Annotated in this window: 17 protein-coding genes; 2 read left to right on the plus strand and 15 right to left on the minus strand. The window is 57.5% G+C overall.

All coding sequences use genetic code 11. The features are described from left to right. The first annotated feature begins 208 nt into the window (after nt 1-208). Complete coding sequence (locus tag AC07V8_RS05830) at nt 209-1522, plus strand: glycerophosphodiester phosphodiesterase family protein (protein ID WP_494677766.1); 1314 nt, start codon at nt 209-211, stop codon at nt 1520-1522. Between the two features lie 95 nt (nt 1523-1617). Here AC07V8_RS05830 and AC07V8_RS05835 read toward each other — a convergent pair whose 3' ends face one another. The 11 genes from AC07V8_RS05835 to AC07V8_RS05885 form a co-directional block, all read right to left on the minus strand. Further along, complete coding sequence (locus AC07V8_RS05835) at nt 1618-2205, minus strand: DUF6529 family protein (protein ID WP_494677692.1); 588 nt, start codon at nt 2203-2205, stop codon at nt 1618-1620. Nucleotides 2206-2214: 9 nt separating this feature from the next. Beyond that, nucleotides 2215-2913 carry a CDGSH iron-sulfur domain-containing protein gene (locus AC07V8_RS05840; RefSeq protein WP_494677693.1) on the minus strand — a complete coding sequence of 233 codons (699 nt, stop codon included), beginning with the start codon at nt 2911-2913 and terminating at the stop codon, nt 2215-2217. Nucleotides 2914-2943: 30 nt separating this feature from the next. Next, nucleotides 2944-3327 carry a cupredoxin domain-containing protein gene (locus AC07V8_RS05845; protein WP_494677694.1) on the minus strand — a complete coding sequence of 128 codons (384 nt, stop codon included), beginning with the start codon at nt 3325-3327 and terminating at the stop codon, nt 2944-2946. Nucleotides 3328-3330: 3 nt separating this feature from the next. Beyond that, nucleotides 3331-4236, minus strand: a complete 906-nt coding sequence (locus AC07V8_RS05850) for a metallophosphoesterase family protein (RefSeq protein WP_494677695.1) — start codon at nt 4234-4236, stop codon at nt 3331-3333. Between the two features lie 78 nt (nt 4237-4314). Further along, nucleotides 4315-4752, minus strand: a complete 438-nt coding sequence (locus AC07V8_RS05855) for a c-type cytochrome (RefSeq protein WP_494677696.1) — start codon at nt 4750-4752, stop codon at nt 4315-4317. Nucleotides 4753-4875: 123 nt separating this feature from the next. Further along, nucleotides 4876-5571 carry an anti-sigma factor family protein gene (locus tag AC07V8_RS05860; protein ID WP_494677697.1) on the minus strand — a complete coding sequence of 232 codons (696 nt, stop codon included), beginning with the start codon at nt 5569-5571 and terminating at the stop codon, nt 4876-4878. Then, on the minus strand, nt 5571-6200 hold the full coding sequence (locus AC07V8_RS05865) for an RNA polymerase sigma factor (RefSeq protein ID WP_494677698.1): 630 nt from the start codon (nt 6198-6200) through the stop codon (nt 5571-5573). The genes AC07V8_RS05860 and AC07V8_RS05865 overlap by 1 nt, the downstream gene beginning before the upstream one ends. Before the next feature lie 360 nt (nt 6201-6560). Further along, a complete protein-coding gene (locus AC07V8_RS05870) occupies nt 6561-6698 on the minus strand; it encodes a hypothetical protein (RefSeq protein WP_158229208.1) in 138 nt (45 codons plus the stop codon). A 489-nt stretch (nt 6699-7187) separates the two neighbouring features. Further along, the gene (locus AC07V8_RS05875) at nt 7188-7787 is read right to left on the minus strand and encodes a hypothetical protein (RefSeq protein ID WP_494677699.1); all 600 of its coding nucleotides are present in this window, start codon (nt 7785-7787) and stop codon (nt 7188-7190) included. Between the two features lie 5 nt (nt 7788-7792). Beyond that, a complete protein-coding gene (locus AC07V8_RS05880; protein ID WP_494677700.1) occupies nt 7793-9898 on the minus strand; it encodes a hypothetical protein in 2106 nt (701 codons plus the stop codon). Between the two features lie 523 nt (nt 9899-10421). Next, nucleotides 10422-10874, minus strand: coding sequence for an Lrp/AsnC family transcriptional regulator (locus AC07V8_RS05885; protein ID WP_098495588.1), 453 nt, complete (start codon nt 10872-10874; stop codon nt 10422-10424). A 133-nt stretch (nt 10875-11007) separates the two neighbouring features. On the opposite strand from AC07V8_RS05885, the gene AC07V8_RS05890 reads away from it, so the two are divergent. Beyond that, nucleotides 11008-11625, plus strand: coding sequence for a LysE family translocator (locus AC07V8_RS05890; RefSeq protein ID WP_494677701.1), 618 nt, complete (start codon nt 11008-11010; stop codon nt 11623-11625). A gap of 150 nt (nt 11626-11775) precedes the next feature. Here the strand turns inward: AC07V8_RS05890 and AC07V8_RS05895 are convergent, their stop codons facing one another. From AC07V8_RS05895 to AC07V8_RS05910, 4 genes are all read right to left on the minus strand, one after another. Further along, nucleotides 11776-12468 carry a DUF2968 domain-containing protein gene (locus tag AC07V8_RS05895; RefSeq protein WP_494677702.1) on the minus strand — a complete coding sequence of 231 codons (693 nt, stop codon included), beginning with the start codon at nt 12466-12468 and terminating at the stop codon, nt 11776-11778. Nucleotides 12469-12703: 235 nt separating this feature from the next. Continuing rightward, the gene (locus AC07V8_RS05900) at nt 12704-14071 is read right to left on the minus strand and encodes a sigma 54-interacting transcriptional regulator (protein WP_494677703.1); all 1368 of its coding nucleotides are present in this window, start codon (nt 14069-14071) and stop codon (nt 12704-12706) included. An 11-nt stretch (nt 14072-14082) separates the two neighbouring features. Then, nucleotides 14083-14439 carry a DUF4282 domain-containing protein gene (locus AC07V8_RS05905; RefSeq protein ID WP_494677704.1) on the minus strand — a complete coding sequence of 119 codons (357 nt, stop codon included), beginning with the start codon at nt 14437-14439 and terminating at the stop codon, nt 14083-14085. Between the two features lie 10 nt (nt 14440-14449). Further along, nucleotides 14450-16531 (minus strand): TadG family pilus assembly protein, encoded by a 2082-nt coding sequence (locus tag AC07V8_RS05910; RefSeq protein WP_494677705.1) that lies wholly within the window; start codon nt 16529-16531, stop codon nt 14450-14452. Between the last annotated feature and the right edge of the window lie 14 nt (nt 16532-16545).

Raw genomic sequence — 16545 nt, forward strand, 5'->3', positions numbered from 1 at the left:
ATTGGATCTGCTCAAAATCAGGCTCGACGGCCATACTTGCATCGTCATGATTTTGTCATGTGCTTAGGCTACTATCGGTTGCTAGCCGCTCCCTACCATCTTGAAGAGACGACACATGTACACTCGCCCAGCTCCGCCCCTTGTCACAAAATTCCTTGCCCGCTTTATCATTCTCGGAGGCGGCCTGCTAGTGAGCGCTTGCAACAGTATGAACGGGAGTTTGCCTGGCGCCGGGTCGACCGCATCTGCTTCGTTCAAAACCCTTGACGGTACGCGCCCCTTGGTTATCGGGCATCGTGGCCTGCCGGGACTGTATCCGGAAGAAACCCGGGCTTCTTACGAGAATGCAGCCGATGCCGGCGCAGATTCGCTCGAACTGGATCTGCACATGACCAAAGACTGCGTATTGGTGGCGCGCCACAATCCCTGGCTGAGCGACAACACCAACATCAGCGAAGTCGCAAAGACGAATGCCAGCGTTGCAAGCCGTAAGCGCACTGTTCCGGGCGTATTGATCAATGTCGGATATCCCGCCGCAACAGAAAATGGTCCGGCACAGTACCTGAGTGACTTGACCGACCCCAACGATCCGAAATCGGTATTGAAATCATTAATCGTTGATGGCGAAGACCATACCAACGACTGGTCAATCAGCGATTTCACGATGGCCGAACTGAGGCAATGGATAGGCGGCACCACTTACGATGCCCGCGACCAGCGCCCGACGGAGCTTAACGGCAAGTTGCCGATTTTGAGTTTTCAGGAAGTGATCGACATCGCAAAAGCGAAAAGCGCTGCTACAGGCCGCGTCATTACGACCTATCCGGAAAGCAAAAATCCGATCTGGAACAATGCCCAGGCCATTGCCAACGGTTGCGGCGCACCGGGCGGCCATCCGTTTGAGGAGGCTTTCCTCAAAGCCCTCAAAGACAACGATCTCAATCGCAAAGACGCCCCGGTCTTTGTGCAAAGCTTTGACCCGGCCAGCTTGAAATACCTGCGCTCTATCGGCCTGAAATCCAAAGCGGTTCAGCTAGTCGATGGAAACGGCATGAACTTCAAGACCGGCGAAACCATTTTCATCACGGACAAACCCAACACTTTCGTCAGCGGCCGCCCATATAGCTGGACCGTCGCGGGCGACCCGCGCTCCTTCGGTGCGATGCTGACGCCGGCAGGATTGGCGGAGGTCAAAACCTACGCCGACGGCATCGGTCCGTGGAAGCCGCAGGCAATGTCGCTCACCGCCGCTCCAGCCCAAGATTCACCATCCAAAGCCAGCTTGGCCGAGGTCGACATCGTCAAGCCAACCAGCCTGATCAGCGACGCGCATAAGGCCGGCTTGTTCGTTCATATATTCACCTTCCGCAACGAAGCGAAATACCTGGCAGGTGCTTATAAGGGGGATCCAACGGCAGAATACCTGGCATTTTACCGAGCCGGCGTTGACGGTGTATTTACAGATTTCACGCCTACCGCATTTGCTGCCCGCACTACCTATCTTAAGGAAATAGCGCGCTAAATAACTGAATCCATACGCATTTACTTCGTTGCTTCGCGAAAGGGTTTCCGTTGCTGGGTAGAGACGGTGACGGATACTGTATCCGTCGCGGGATTTCATATGCCAGCGCCAAAGGTGCTGAAGTACCAGTATGCAGATGTCAGCCACAACCCCAGGAGAATGGCGAACAGCACACTTCCCGCGAGCGGCAGCGCCCAGCCTCGAAAGCCGCTTGAGCGGACAATGAGAACCTTGGCGAGAACGGTCCCGTAGAGAAGTGACCCTAGCAATGAGTGAATGTAGGCGCGGGCATCGTATGTCCCGAAGCCGAGCAGGAAGATGCAGTGATAGGCCACTGGCAGCGTCAGCAGGATGGCTGCACGCCCAGACCAGCGATGCACCACATGGTAGAAGCGCCCCTTCGGCGGGAAGCGCAGCACTTCATAGATGCGCGACGCCGTCAGCAACTGGCCCAATGCCAGCAGCAGCGACGCCGTTATCAGCCATGCCTTCATATGCAGGGTGTCGCTGAAGAAGAGGTGAAAAAAAGGAGTTTCGTAGGGTTGCCTGACGGTCTTGCTTGCCACAACACCGACGGTGATTGCGACGAACGCGACGAGCGCCAGTGGCAGCACAATGAGCACTCGGCTGAGAACGGTCTGCCTGGCGGGAGAGGTATTGTCGCCCAGCGATCTATGAATCATGATGTCGACTCAGTTCTTGTCGCTGAACCCGATCGACGCATGCGAGCCGTCGCAGAAAGGCTTGTTTTGCGACGCGCCGCAGCGGCACAAGGTCACGCGATTGCGTACTTCGTATTCGAAACCATCGCCTCCGATCAGCTGCACTCCGCCGCGCAGCCAAAGCGGCCCGGAGCACCCCTTGGCGGGGTCTTCGATCAGGCATATGGATGGCTCATACATCGGCTCGATCGGTTTGCCGGTCTGGCTGTCCCAAGCCACCAGCCGCCCCGAAGGGCAATCGCAAGCCTGGCTTACGAACTGCTTGCTCGCTGCAGGGTCGTCCGTTGCGCTGACGAGATTCCACACCCCGCCATGCGGATCGCAAAAGCGCGCGAACGCGCACAAGCTCTCGACGTCTGTCAATGACATCGTCGGGCCTTGCATTATCTTGGCCTGCTTGAGATACGGCTGGCGGCTCGCGGTTTCGGTGCCGTCAAATCCAGCTTTCGCATGCGAGCCGTCGCAAAATGGCTTGTTGGCGCTGTGGCCGCAGCGGCACAACGCGTACTGCTCCTGAGATGGATATTTCTGTTCCTGCTCCCACTTTACCGACTCGCCATCTTCGTTTGCGCCGATGATCTCCTTACTGAGAGGCACATCGCCCGAGACGATATACGGGCCGTTCGTCGAAATTTTGACTTTCGCGCCTGCGCGTTTCTGCTGGTTCATCTGAAGCCTCCGATCAAGACAGAAAATGCATCAATCTATTACGGTTATTTTTCCACTCATTTCCTCATGGCCGCTGCCACAGAAATTGTCACATAAAAAATCGTATTCACCGGCCTTGTCAGGTGTCAGCCTGACTTGAGTGACCTTGCCCGGCGGCAGGTCGGCGCGGATATTCATATCCGGTATCTTAAACCCATGCACGAAATCCACCGAGGTGAACTCCAGCACGACTGGCTCGCCCTTTTTCAGGACGATTTGATTCGGTGTATAGACGAATTTTTTGGCCTGGATTTTTATTACCCTTTCTTGTGCAACAGTCTTTGCCTGCCCCTGGGCATTGATGACCGCCCCCGATAGAAGCGCCCCGATGCCGTAGACGGCACTTAAACATATCCGCCTTCTTGAGTGATCCATGGCTTATGTCCTCGTCACAGGAAATTCAGCGATCTTGTATTCGCTCTCCTTGCGTTCAGCTTCCACTTCGCGAAAACCGAGTCCCTTATTCGGCGCAGCGGCATCCCACGGCAAGGGGGTGCGCTTATCTTGCGAGCCTGGCACCGGCAGCGGGAAAATCAGCGATTTGGCTGCGTGGTGCGCGATCTGCCCCGTCATGTGGTGATGTTCCTGGTGAATGTGGCCATAGAACACCGTTACATTGCTGTATGGCGTCAATAACGCAATTACTTTGTCGCCATCGCGGGTGGACCAATCCCATTTGGGTACCAGATCGAACAGGGGCCGATGTGTGAAGACAACAATCCGTGCATCTTTCGCTTGTTTGGCAAGATCGTTTTTAAGCCAATCCAGTTGGGCATCGCCAATACTTGCGCCGGGATCGGACACATTATCCAAAGCGATGAAATGCACGCCCTTATGATCAAACACGTAATTCGCCGGACCAAAGTTTTCCTTGAATGCCGCGCCGTTATCGAGCGAAGCGTCATGCTCTCCCGGGATAAAACGCAGCGTTTTCACTTTTAATCCGGCAGCAATCTCTTTGAACTCGGCCATGCGTTGCCGGCGTTCCTTCGGATCATCCGTCGTCTGGGTCAGATCCCCGGTAAAGATAATAAAATCCGGTTGCACTTCAAGCGCATTGACAGTGGCAACCGTCTTCTTGAATGTGTTGAGCGCATCCGGATTGGCCGCACCGCTATACCCCCAATGAACGTCGGACAGCTGAACGAAATAGAAATCTTCGTAAACGGATGCCGCCGCCGTCTTGTCGGTCGTTGCTGCTTGCGTCTGGCCGTAAAGCCCGGAAATGAATACCGCGCCGCCACCGACAACGGTCAGTTTCAAAAAACTTCTGCGATCAATCATGATGTTCTCCTTCAAATGGTTGGAATAGCTGTAGCGCAGACTGTTATAGAACACATGTTTAACAGGCCGGTCGAGTGCTCATGGCTTCTCTTCTCGTCCCGCTTCCTTCTTCAAATAGGCAATCAGGTCGGCGCGATCTTTTGCGTCAGGCACCATGAAACCCATTTTTTGTCCAGGAATCAGCTGCTCGGGATTGGTCAGCCATTTATCCAGCGTTTTGTCGGCCCAGACAATGCTGGATGACTTCACCGCCGGTGAATATTGGTAATCAGCACGACCGCCGGCCTTCCTGCCAAACAGCCCCTTGTGGGCAGGCCCAACGCCGTTGTAGTCAATCGAGTGACAGGACATGCACATGGTGTGGTAGAGCTCCTGGCCGCGTATCGTATCGCCGGCAGCGGGTGCGGCGCCGCTGAAGCCCGTCAGCATGGCCAAGCCCAGGCCAAGGAATAAGCGATTTTGTTTCACGTTGAAGTCCTTTCGATTTGCAAGTTTGCTGGCATCCGATCGATGCAATCCATTCCTGTAAACGGTATAACTAGGAACGAGAGGGAAATATTCCCGTCAATCCCGATTTATTTTTTTGGGTGGCGATACTCCAGTTTTTCGCTACCGTTTAAAACCAGAATCCCAGCCGCCTTATTCCCGCAACGCGTTTTCTTCATGATCTTCCTCTGCCTGCACCGCTTGCTCGAACGCGCGCAGGTGGGTAGATTGGGCATCGGTGATGGCCCAGTAAGTCATGCCGTTGCGCTGCCAGTGAGCCATCGCATAGCCGTCCGAGGCCCGTGCGGTGGCAGCCGGCGCACCGCCGGCATCGGGAAATACATACAGGTCGATGGGGTGCTTCTGGTAGCGATAGATCAGTACCGCGACGGTGCGGTGACCCACGTAGTCGATTCGTCCGCCGACCAGCGGAAAACCTTGCGCGGCGAGATCGACGACCGGCGGCGTATAGTCGAGCCTGCCGTTGAACCACGGCTTGACGGTGTGCTGATCGGTCGACACGACGTCGATCGAGTGCTGCGACAACAACGCGCGCACGTGGCTCGACACAATCTCCTGATCGATCGAGCCGGTTGGCGTCGGCCGCAGGATCAAGGTGGCCGCGCTCAATGCCAGCGCACAGACAGCGATCCCCGTAAGACCTCCGTTAAGCCATGCCCGCACGCCATCCGTGGTGAAGCCGCCCCACGCGAAGACGGTGGTCCGGCGAGGAGACTCGCGCGGCAACTCGGCGAGCACGCGCGCACGCAGATAGGGAGGTGCGCGATGATAGAGCGACCCGTCGCGCAGCACACTGCCCAGCGAGCTTAAGGTTTCTTTCTTGTCCATTACTTAACTCCTTTTTGTGAACCCGGCGCAGGCATCCTGACCAGGTTGCCTTCTGCCTTGCCGTGCACGGGCGCAAGCTCTGAAGGCATCCCTCCCTGCGCCTTGCGCACTGCCGCGCAAAGCAGGCGGCGGCCACGCGCCAGCCGCGACATCACAGTGCCGATCGGGACGCCCGCGACGGTCGCAATATCACGGTAGCTCATGTCCTCCAACTCGCGCAGGACCAGCACCTCGCGATATTCGACCGGCAATACGCCGAGTGCGCGATGAATCAAGTCCACATCGTCGCGCCGCACAGCGAGCGCTTCGGGATCGCTGCCGATCTCGTCTAGCCATCCTGGAAGCCGCTCGTCGTCGTGCAGTGCGTCGTCATAGGGTGCGTCGTCAGCTGCGTCGTTGCGCCTGCGCCATTCGGTAAACCAGGTGTTCCGAACGATCGCAAGCAGCCATGCGCGTGCGTTGTCGCCATGGAAGCCGTCGAAGAACCGGAAGGCGCGCAGGTACGCATCCTGCACGACGTCGTCGGCATCGCTCGCGCTGCCGGTCAGCCAGCGTGCCAGGTTGTAGGCGGCGTCCAGATGCGGCAACGCCAGCTCTTCGAATCGGCGCGACTTGTCGGCCGCGATCACGATGATCTCCTGCTTTCCCAGATTTGCGCCTTGTCTGCATGGCGACGACTACGCCAGCCATATGGGGGTGTCTTGCGATCGTTTCTCATGAGTTCCTCCATTGCCTGTTCGGTCGGGAGATGCCCGCGGCATCCGAGCGCCGCAAATGCCGACGCTCATATCCCCATAACCGTCAGCGGCCGGAATTTATTCCTGCGATATTTTTTGATTGCCGCGACAAATCCGGGAATAAAACGAAGAGCGCGGCGGTATACGCGAGAATCCTCACGCCGCTTGGTTTGCGGCAACGCATCACGGCTGCCAGGGCAAATAACCGGGCAGCCGTCGTCAGACCGTGCAGGCGGACTGTTGCGGCCCGCGTCACTGCCCGGAGTAAATATTGCCCTGATCTGCCGCCATGCCCGAGGCCGTATTCATGGGATCCATCTGTGCGCATCCGGCAGCGGCAAGAGTGAGGAGCGTGACGCCAATGGCGAGAATGGTTTTTGCGAATTTCATGATGATCTCCTGTAAGGTCGCAATACATGACAAACCGGGGAAATCCTTGGTTTGCCAATCAAATGAACACCAGGGTTTTGTCTGGCGCCAACTGGGGGCGGCACTGCACCGTTGCGCCTCTTTTGCGCTGTGGGAGCTATCCAGGTTTCCTGTTCTGGAAACACTGCTGCGTGTCGTCACTTGTATAACTGCTTGCGGCCGGAAGTTATTCTCACTATATTTTTCTGTCCGCTCCCCATGGCCGGGAATAAAATGAAGCGCGCGCACGTATACTGGCGAAACAAGGAAACAGGCCGAGAAGCCTATATTGATGACGCTGTTTGTCGTGTTGTCTGGGCGATCGCCGAGGAGCCGTTACGCGATGCACTGGGAGACAGAACAAAATGGATATATTGCCGCTGGCGACAGAACGGCTTCTGCTAAGAAGCTTCACCCGGGACGATCTGCCGGCGTTTTCATGTTGATCAACAGGTTTGCTGCATCGCTTCCTCAGCACTCCACATCTGCGCGCAGATACCAGTCGGCGCGCGGCTCGCCTTCCTGAGAGATCCCCTTCATTCCTTGCGGCTGGCGCACGGCAAGCAGACTGAACTGCCAGCAATGCATGGCCGCATCCCGGAACTTGACGGCCTTGCCTTCCGTCACGGAGATATCGTTTTTCAAGCCCGTGATCCTGACGCCGCCACCGGCAGTTCCACGCAGACGAATGCCAGGCAGCAGTCCCCAGTTCAATCCACCGTTGGCCACCAGCGTCAGCCATGGCTCCTTGCTTTCCGCTGTACGCAACAGCATCGACTGAACCGGACCGGCCGGATGCGCGGTTCGCCTGAGCGTGACGTACTGCGCCTGCAGCTGCCCAGGCAAGGCGCTTGGCCAGGGCGAGATGGTCACCTGCCCTTGCGGGCCAAGGTCGAGCTTCAGCTGGCCGGCCGGATTCACCGCGGCATGTTCCAGCAGTGTTTCCGTACTCTCCGGCGGCATGCCGTCGAACCGCAGGCGATCGCTGGCCACGCTCTGGCAGGCGCAAGCCGCCAGAGCCGCAGCCGATAGCAGCAAGCCGAAGTGATGCATGGCGATCGTTATTTTCATGCTGCTTATTTCAGGCTGGTGAGTTCTTTCAGCAAATGCACGGATGGCGGCTGCTCCAGGGCGATCATGCCACGTTTCCTGAGTTCGCCCAGGCGCGCGCCCGCCTTGGCTTCCAAGCCTGCCGTGGCGACTTGATGAGGATTGGCCGCCAGGATCAGCTTGCTCCAGTCGTCATTGTCCCGCATCACAGTCCGGCCATTGATGTAGTCATAGGCATAGCTCGCCGGATCCTGCACGCCGTTCAGGTTCCAGTCCAGATAGGCGCCATTCACGCTGCCGCGGCCGATGTTATCGGCTTCCAGCAAGTTGGCTTCATCCAGGCTCTTGCCCGAGCCGTTGGAATAATCGATCTTGAACACCGCATTGCAAGGCCCTTCAGGAAGATCGCAGAGCCTGTAGGAGCCCGCCGTGGCATAGCCCGGGACCGGCGAATTGAAATCGTTGTTGACGGTGTAGTAGTAGCGTTGCAGCGGGTTGCCGCCGCTCGCATTGGCCGGCAGGCCATTGAGCTGGTACATATAATTCATGATGCTGAAATAGTTCGGCTTGTAGTTCTGGTCCTCGAAGCCGCCGTGATGCAATCCCAGGGTATGGCCGAATTCATGCATGATGGTGCCGCCCTGGAAATTGACCAGGATGGTTTGCAGCCTGGCGTTATTCGGCGTAAAGCCGGAGCCGCCCAGCGTCACCAGGAATTTATTTCCCGGCAGCTCGGCGATGCCGGACGAGCCGCCGGCGCCGCTGGCGAGTTGCGAACTGGCCATCTGCATGAAGCGGTACACCGGCTTGCGGCGGACATCGAACGATCCGCTCGAATATTTGTAGATGCTGGAACAGCCTGCATCGGGCGTGAAGTCGGAATTGGAAGTGGCGGTCGAAGAAAGGATCTGCGTGCACTTCTCAAAGGCGACTTGATGGCTGACGTCGCCCGACAGATTAAAGCTGGCCGGGGAAACCGAGCTGCTGAACAGATTGCCGGCATCGAAGTGAATCTTGATGTTATGCGTACTGAACGCATCGACCACCATCTGCAAGGCATTCTTCTGCGGCGTCACCGCGGTGTCGGTGGCGCTGCTCATGTAGTTGACGTGAATGAAAATATCGCGCTGGCCCTTGCGCGCGCCGAGGCTGTACAAATCCATGCCGCCGAATGTCCCGCCCTGGACTTTGGCGGAATCCGGGATGCCGTCCTTGTCGCTGTCGATCGCATTGGCCGGCACGTCATTCGGTCCGCCCGGCGTCGAAAACGCCACCCTGCTCCAGTCGCCCTTGCTGCCGCTGGCCGTGAAACTGCTGCTCAGCCGCACGATCGAACCGTCGTAGCTGTCCAGCGGATCGGGCGTGGCTACCGTCACGTAATTGGGCTTGGCGGGAAACGCCGCCACATTGGCGCCGCTCCATGCCGATGAGGTCTGCGGCGTGACCGCCGAAGTGCCGAAGCGGACGAAATCCGCCGTCTTGTTGTCGCTGGCCGTCAGCAGTTCGACAAAGCCTTCCGTGTCGCTCCAGTAAGGCAGATAGGTCTTGCTGCTGCCGTTGGCGACGGCAGTCTTGGAGACATAGGCCGACTTGTCCGTATCCGTCAGGAACGGCATGAATTTCCCGGCGATGACGAAATAGCCACCGGCGGGAATATCCACTTTCGGCAGATCGAAATTCATCGGCGCCGTACTGATATCTTGCGTGGCAATATTCCAGCCGGTGGCGCGCAGGCGATAGTCGCTCAGATGGATCGCTTGCGGCGAATTATTGAAAACCTCCACCCAGCTGACGCCATCCGTACGGCGGTAGTTGGCCGCTACTTCGCTGATATACAGACCGGGTTTCGCGACGGCGGGAGCCGCGGTAACTGCGGGTGTTGTCGGCGTTGGCGGGGTTGGCGTTGCAGCGATAGGCGTTGTAACTGCCGGGATCGTCGCTATCGGCGTTGCAGCCGTGGGGGTTGTGGTTACCGGCGTCGTGGCCGGCTGTGCAGCGACCGTGGTTGAAGGCGTAATGGTTGCCGGCCTGGCTTGCGGCTGCTGTGCCGCAGCCGAAGAAACCGCGCCCTGCAGGCCCGAACCGCCGTCGCTGCAAGCAAGCAGCAGCGTGCCGGAAATGACGATCGCCAAATTCGATGCGGCTTTCTTTAGCCGAAGTGTTCGTAACGCATTCTTATCAAGCACAGGCGCCTCCAGGTAAAAGTGTAAAACGCGTCGAACAACGCATTGCCTGATGCGTTGTTTTCAACACGGTCTTACCTAGATGCCCGTCCAAACGGAAAAAGGGGCCATTTTTAATTAACTCCGGGGCGCGCGGCCACCTCTGCGTCATGCGCAACGCCGTGCCTGCAACCGGCTGAGGTATAAGCGAGAGCGAAGGCGTGCCAGCTTTGTCCGCGCCATCAGGCTGTGAATTTCTACAGTTGACGCGAACGGCACGATGAATGTAAAGTAAACCTACCTCTTGAAAGGTAACAGTCGGAATGGGTTATGTCCAAAACAGGACATAGCCCATTTCTTTTTTTGGGGTCTTGCATATAAAACATCCCAGGCTTGCCGCGCGCATGCTGTCGAATGGCTGCCAAGCGCCACCGCGCGCCATGCGCACCTTGTTTCCGCCTGCTCGCACCAGGGCGGCTGGCGAGATTTCATTTCACAATTCGGCAGGAAATTGGGCAATCGAACGCTGCTCGATCGGCGTCGACATGACAATCGAAGTCCGCGTTTCACCGTAGTGGTTGATGCTGCCGACGAAACGCTCAAGATGACGGATATCCTTGGCGGCCACGCGCAGCAGAAACGAATCCTGCCCCGTCACATGCAGGCATTCGAGCACTTCCGGCATGGCCTGCAGCTGGGCGATCAGGCGTGCCTTGTCCGGCTGCGCGGTGGTGATGCCGATCACCGCCATGACACCGTAGCCGACTGCTTCCGCATTGACCACGGCGCGATAGCCGCTGACGATCCCTGCCTCCTCTAGCCGTTTGAGCCGCTCCGATGTGGCCGGCAGCGACAGGCCGCAATGGTCGGCGAGCGCTTTCAGCGAAATGCGGCCGTCGCGCTGGATCGCGGCCAGGATTTTCCAGCCTTTGGCATCAATTTCCATAATGAAGGAGAGAGGTAGATTTGACGAGAATAATAAAGGCAATATAGCAGCTCTGCCTGATTTTGCTTATTCAGTGGCCATGAGGATCTTGAGATAATTTGCCTTCCGGAGTACCTCCAGTAAAGGATCAAAAGTGGATGTTGGCTTATTTTTGAAGGCGGCCCTGATCGGCCTGTCGATTGCCGCCCCGGTGGGACCGGTCGGCCTGCTCTGCATCCAGCGCACCATCGCGCACGGACCGCGCATCGGTTTCGCCAGCGGGCTGGGCGCGGCCACTGCGGATGCCACCTATGGCGCTATCGGCGCCTTCGGACTGGCCACAGTGACCAATTATTTCGTCACGCTGACGACGCCGCTGGCGCTTTTCGGCGCCTTGTTTCTCGGCTGGATGGGCATCAAGCTTCTGCGTGCCGCGCCGCCTGCCGGCGCCGCCAGCGCAAGCAACGGCATCTTCGCCGGCAAAGCATTCGTTTCAGTGTTCATACTGACCTTGGCCAACCCCATGACCATCCTCTCCTTCATCGCGGTATTCGCCGCCATTGCGGGCCCTGCGGCAAACGCTCCGAGCGCGGCCGGGATCATGGTGTTCGGGGTATTTTGCGGATCGGCGTTCTGGTGGATGCTGCTGGCCTGCGGCGTGGCCACGGTGCGTCACAAGATAGGACCGGGCGCCATGACCCTGGTCAACCGGATTGGCGGCTGCATCCTGCTCGGCTTTGCCGGATGGCAGCTGGTGCGCATCGCCGGCTGAGCCGCGGCGGAACGCTTAGGATACGCAATCGCCACATTCAAGACCTGCGGCAGGCAAAAAAAATCGGAACACGTCAATTTACGCATCCCGATTCGTTTGCAAGCCGGCGCCAGGAACAATCGCCTGGCGCGAAATTCAAGCCGTCACGTTCTACTTGCTAATAGCCTTATCGCCGCTGAAGCCGCTGTTATCCATGATGGTCTGCTGCGATTCCAGCATACGGATACGGTTTTGCAAGGCGCGCAATTCGGTGCGCGCGGCCTGCTGCTTGCTGCTCAGGACTTGCGTTTGCTGGCGCGCCTGTTCCTGTTGCGCACTCACATTCTGTTCCTGCTGCTGCTGCACGACCAGATCGTTCTGCAGCGCGCTGAGGCGCGTTTCCTGGCTGGCGATCTGTTGTTCGGTATATTGTTTTTCGGCTTCCAGCTGGATCCGGCGGATGTCTATCGCCGCCAGCTTTTCGGTCTGGCCGACGAAGCTCTTGTAGATCTGCTCGGCCTGGGTATCGGAGGTGGTCTTGACCACGCGCCAGAAATTTTTCTGCTGGAACAAGGCGATGTAATAAGTACGGTTGTCAGGCTTGAACAGCAGGCTGGAACCGTAATTGCCGTTGTAGGTGGTACGCAATTCGCTCACGCCCTGGCTTTGCATCAGCTGCTGCAGTTCGGTGATGGTGCTGTTGCCGCCTGGCGCCGCTTTCACGCTGGCGGCCGGAGTAGGAGCAACAGTTGCCGGCGCCGGGCTGACGGTAGCGGAGGGTTGCGCCAGTGCGTTAAGCGACAAGCCGGCAAAGAACAATCCCAGTCCTAAACCGCGAACCGCATTGCGTACAGTTACTTTCATCCCCTGATTCCTTCGCTAACATTAAGTTTTATTATCGACATGAGCATGCACCATGCAGTCAATTTTATCTGCAATTTTATTGTTGCTGGGCATTGTTTTTACGTAAAACGCTATTGTTGCCTATTTTACCATCGGCATCGGGCGGATTGCCCTGTGGACAAAGTTTAAAATAGCGTCCAAACGAAGAAAAACCGGCGCTCGACTCGCCGTCGCGGCTGGTCTGCCGCCCGCTCCCCTATTCAGCCTCGCCAATCGCCTCGGTATCGGCGATCTGAAACTTGCGCATTTTTTCCCACAGCACCTTGCGGCTGATGCCGAGCGCGTGCGCGGTGTCCTGGCGGCGCCAGCCGTTGGCGTCCAGCACCGACAGGATACGGCTGCGTTCCGCCATATCCCATTTCTTGCGGACCGCGGTCAGGTCATTGCCCTCCACCAGCCGCTCCATCGTGCCCAGCGTATCGAACACGCGGTCGATGCGGGCGCGGTCCCAGACGCCCAGCTGGCGATAGATGATGCCGACCCGCTCGGCGACATTGCGCAGCTCGCGCACATTGCCGGCGAATTTTGCCGCGGCGACCAGTTCCAGCAGCCATTCAGGCGGCGGCGGAATGTCTTCATAGGTCTGCGCCAGCAAGGTGTTGAAAATGGCGATCTTGTCGGCGCTGCCGCGCTCTTCCAGATTCGGCACCCGCAGCTCGATCACCGCCAGCCGGTAATACAGGTCGGCGCGGAACATGTCCTGCTGCACCTGCTCGCGTAGGTTGCGGTTGGTCGCCGCCACCAGCCGGAAATCCAGCTTGACCTCGGTTTGCGAACCCAGCCGGGTCACGGTGCTCTGCTCCAGCACGCGCAGCAGCTTGACCTGCTGATACAGGGGCAGGTCGCCGATTTCATCGAGGAACAGGGTGCCGCCGTCGGCCTGTTCAAAGTAACCTTTGTGGGCCAGCAAGGCGCCGGTAAACGCGCCTTTGGCATGGCCGAAAAACAGCGACTCGAACAAGCCGTCCGGAATGGCGCCGCAGTTGACCGCGACGAACGGCCCGTGCCGGTAGCGGCCATGGCGCTGGTGCAGCAGCTGCGCGATGCGCTCCTTGCCGACGCCAGTCTCGCCCATGATCAGCACGCTCGATTCGCAATCGGCAAACGCTTCGGCTTCCGCCACCAGCGTCTTCATCGATTCCGATTGCGCGATCAGCGGCTGCGGCATGCGATCCGCATCGGCGTTGGCATGCAGTTCGGAGGCCAGGCGGAACACCAGCTTGCGCAATTCGGCGCAAGTAAAATCCAGCATCAGGATGTGCGAATACTCGACAGGATAGACGCGCGGATTGGCCGCCCGCCCCACCTCCGCCACCCAGATCACCGGCATGCCATGCGATTTCTGCCAGGCGTCGGCGGAAAACTCGGAGTGCTCGATCACGGTCACCGAAATCACGGCGATCGAAGGCCGCGACGACACCTGGTCGCGCGTCACCGGCATGCCGTCGGCACGGATCACCTCGATATCGAAACTCGCCAGGCACAGCGAGATGCGATCGGCAATATCCGAATTGCCTTCCCATATGTAGATATCGAGACTTTCTTGCAAAGGCTTGTTTTGCATGGTCATATCTTTCAGTCACCGTCGCGCAGTGCCGGCTGGATCCCCGCCGGCGTTTGTGTCTGGCGCGCCATCAGGTCGCGGATTTCAACCAGTCGTTCGTAAATATTGAATGCCAGGATCCAGAGTTCGCTGACCAGGCGCCAGATCAGCAGGGACAGCAGCAGCGCAACCAGAGTCAGCAGCATGCGGCCGATGCCGTCGCCGCTGGCGTTGACGAAACCCGTGGCGCCGGCGATCAGGATCACCACGATGCCTGCCCAGTAAATCAGTTTGATCAACACGGGCGCGATCAGGCGCTCGAATCCCAATAAATGAACCAGTTTGGCCAGTCCCTGATGCTTGTTCGTCATGGTGAAATTATTATCCATATCCATTTGATTAATAAACCAGTTTGACGCTGGTGCCGCCGCAATTCAGGTCGAGCAAGCTGACGTCGACCGTGCCTAGTTGGACGCCGAGTACGTTGTTCAGCAGTGTCGACAGAGCGCTTCCCAAGGCATTCAAAATTGGCTGCAGCAGATTTACCACTAGGCCCAAGAGCGTGACAACAGCATTTGAGACACTGGTTCCACCACTGTTTTGGCTTCCCGCCAGTTGAGTCGATAATATGCATTGGCTATTTCCGAGGCAGAGAAGGCCACTGACGAGTTGTCCAACGCTAGAGAGCACATTGCCTACCAATCCTCCTAAGCTGTTAAGAAGGCCGGAAACAGGATTGGCGACGAGTGTGCTCAGGGAATTCAGACCGCTAGTCACTGTGTTCTGTGCAGCGGTCAAATTTTGGTTAGTACTCGACAACAGATTGCTCGCCAAATTATTATTATTGACACCGCTGTTCGTGCTCTGGTTTCCCAGCAGCCCGCTGGTCAAGGCGCCAATCAGAGCATTAAACACATTGCTCAAGGTGGTGCCAACCTGCAAATTGTTGCTGCCGGTAGTGGCCGTCTGCCCTTTGCTCAGAAGCGCGTTGCCGTTATTCGGCAATCCATCGATGGCAATTGGACTATTGATCAAATGCATGCCAAGAACCGTGACCATATTGGGATAGCCGGTTAAATTCTTGCTACAGGCCCCGCTCGTTGAAAAAGCGGTGCTTCCATCAACAGCGCCATTAAATTGGCCCGCACACACACTTAATATCGGAGCATTCACCTCAATATAAGCCCTGTCATTACCGTTGCTATCCCTATCAGCTATGTTGCACATTCTCTTGAGCGTCCCCAAGCCATTGACAACGTCAACGATGAGAGGCAAATCGACACTGAGCAGAGGCGATAAATTGGCCTGAATACGGGTATATAGCCGAACCTGTGCAGTAAAAGCAGTGGTGCCAGGGCCACCAATGCCAATCGACGGTGGCTCCACGATGCCAATCTGGGTGTTTAACACACCGGGCACAGAGACGGTCCCGGATAAGGCGTGGTGGCTGTTAGCGACGGCAATAGCTGTGCTAACAACGTCCAGAGCGCTCACATTCAGATTCAGCGCCGATTGCCCATCTGCGGCATTCATTAAGGTAAACAGTCCAGCGCTGCCGCCTGTACCATCCGCATTGGGGGGAATCGACAGGAGGCGCACTGGCAAACTGAGTTGCCCTGCGGTCAGGCCAAGCGCACTGATCAAATTCTGCTGACTCCCAACAACGGATACCGCGCCAAGCAGCGCCTGTAGCGTGCATATGCCGTTGCTACATCCGGCTGTATTCACATTCAGTAACTGCGTGATGGTCCCTACGCTTGCATGTAATGGGATTTGAAAGCCCAGTGCCTGTAATAAGCCATTTGGCGTCATCGACACGTTAGCCAAACCATTGTAGGTAACCAGAGAAGTGCCGTTAAGATTGAGCCCCAGAGCCGACAGAAAATTTGGAACGACTCCACCATTGACTTTTAATAAATTCGATCCAACCGAGAATGCCGCATAGGGATCGCTAGCCGATGCAACTGCCTGCGTACTCAGGGTACGCGTTCCCAATCCAAAAAAAGCCGGGACTGTCTGAGTCAGTACTACCTGAACGGCATTCAGGATTGCTCCCGACGTCGGCGGGGCAAAGTAGCTTGGGGCCGAGGAAGCATTTGCCACGGGATCCCACCGGCCGCAAGTAACGGTAATTGCATTCGCCATCGAATTCGGCGCTATCGTCGAAAAGCCGTTGGCCTGAGCATTGCCGATCGCAGCCAGCACAGGCGCATCGGTCGCACTGCAAGTCGTCGGATTGCCGGCCAGCGGCGTACTGACCAATTGCTGGGTACCTGCCAACGCAGCCAGGTCAGCTGCCTTTTGCAAATCCCGCTTCATGTAAAACATGTAGCCGATGTCAATCGAAGACAGCAATATCACCACGAGCGACAGGAAAATTGCTGCCATCACCGCGACTGATCCACGAGCGCGGCGCCTGTCGTCCCGCCGCCAGGATGGAGCAGGAATCAGCGCTGCAGCGTCGCTCAAGAATGAGGGCATGATAGGTTGGCGCC

This window comes from Collimonas sp. GW821-FHT02H07 (assembly GCF_059421505.1).

What these genes read in the sequence shown, in the direction of transcription:
- AC07V8_RS05905 (WP_494677704.1), bottom strand. Translation starts at nt 14,439, where the DNA reads ATGGATAATAATTTCACCATGACGAACAAGCATCAGGGACTGGCCAAA.
- AC07V8_RS05860 (WP_494677697.1), bottom strand. Translation starts at nt 5,571, where the DNA reads ATGGACAAGAAAGAAACCTTAAGCTCGCTGGGCAGTGTGCTGCGCGAC.
- AC07V8_RS05830 (WP_494677766.1), top strand. Translation starts at nt 209, where the DNA reads ATGAACGGGAGTTTGCCTGGCGCCGGGTCGACCGCATCTGCTTCGTTC.
- AC07V8_RS05840 (WP_494677693.1), bottom strand. Translation starts at nt 2,913, where the DNA reads ATGAACCAGCAGAAACGCGCAGGCGCGAAAGTCAAAATTTCGACGAAC.
- AC07V8_RS05850 (WP_494677695.1), bottom strand. Translation starts at nt 4,236, where the DNA reads ATGATTGATCGCAGAAGTTTTTTGAAACTGACCGTTGTCGGTGGCGGC.
- AC07V8_RS05900 (WP_494677703.1), bottom strand. Translation starts at nt 14,071, where the DNA reads ATGCAAAACAAGCCTTTGCAAGAAAGTCTCGATATCTACATATGGGAA.
- AC07V8_RS05835 (WP_494677692.1), bottom strand. Translation starts at nt 2,205, where the DNA reads ATGATTCATAGATCGCTGGGCGACAATACCTCTCCCGCCAGGCAGACC.
- AC07V8_RS05870 (WP_158229208.1), bottom strand. Translation starts at nt 6,698, where the DNA reads ATGAAATTCGCAAAAACCATTCTCGCCATTGGCGTCACGCTCCTCACT.
- AC07V8_RS05875 (WP_494677699.1), bottom strand. Translation starts at nt 7,787, where the DNA reads ATGAAAATAACGATCGCCATGCATCACTTCGGCTTGCTGCTATCGGCT.
- AC07V8_RS05845 (WP_494677694.1), bottom strand. Translation starts at nt 3,327, where the DNA reads ATGGATCACTCAAGAAGGCGGATATGTTTAAGTGCCGTCTACGGCATC.
- AC07V8_RS05910 (WP_494677705.1), bottom strand. Translation starts at nt 16,531, where the DNA reads ATGCCCTCATTCTTGAGCGACGCTGCAGCGCTGATTCCTGCTCCATCC.
- AC07V8_RS05885 (WP_098495588.1), bottom strand. Translation starts at nt 10,874, where the DNA reads ATGGAAATTGATGCCAAAGGCTGGAAAATCCTGGCCGCGATCCAGCGC.
- AC07V8_RS05895 (WP_494677702.1), bottom strand. Translation starts at nt 12,468, where the DNA reads ATGAAAGTAACTGTACGCAATGCGGTTCGCGGTTTAGGACTGGGATTG.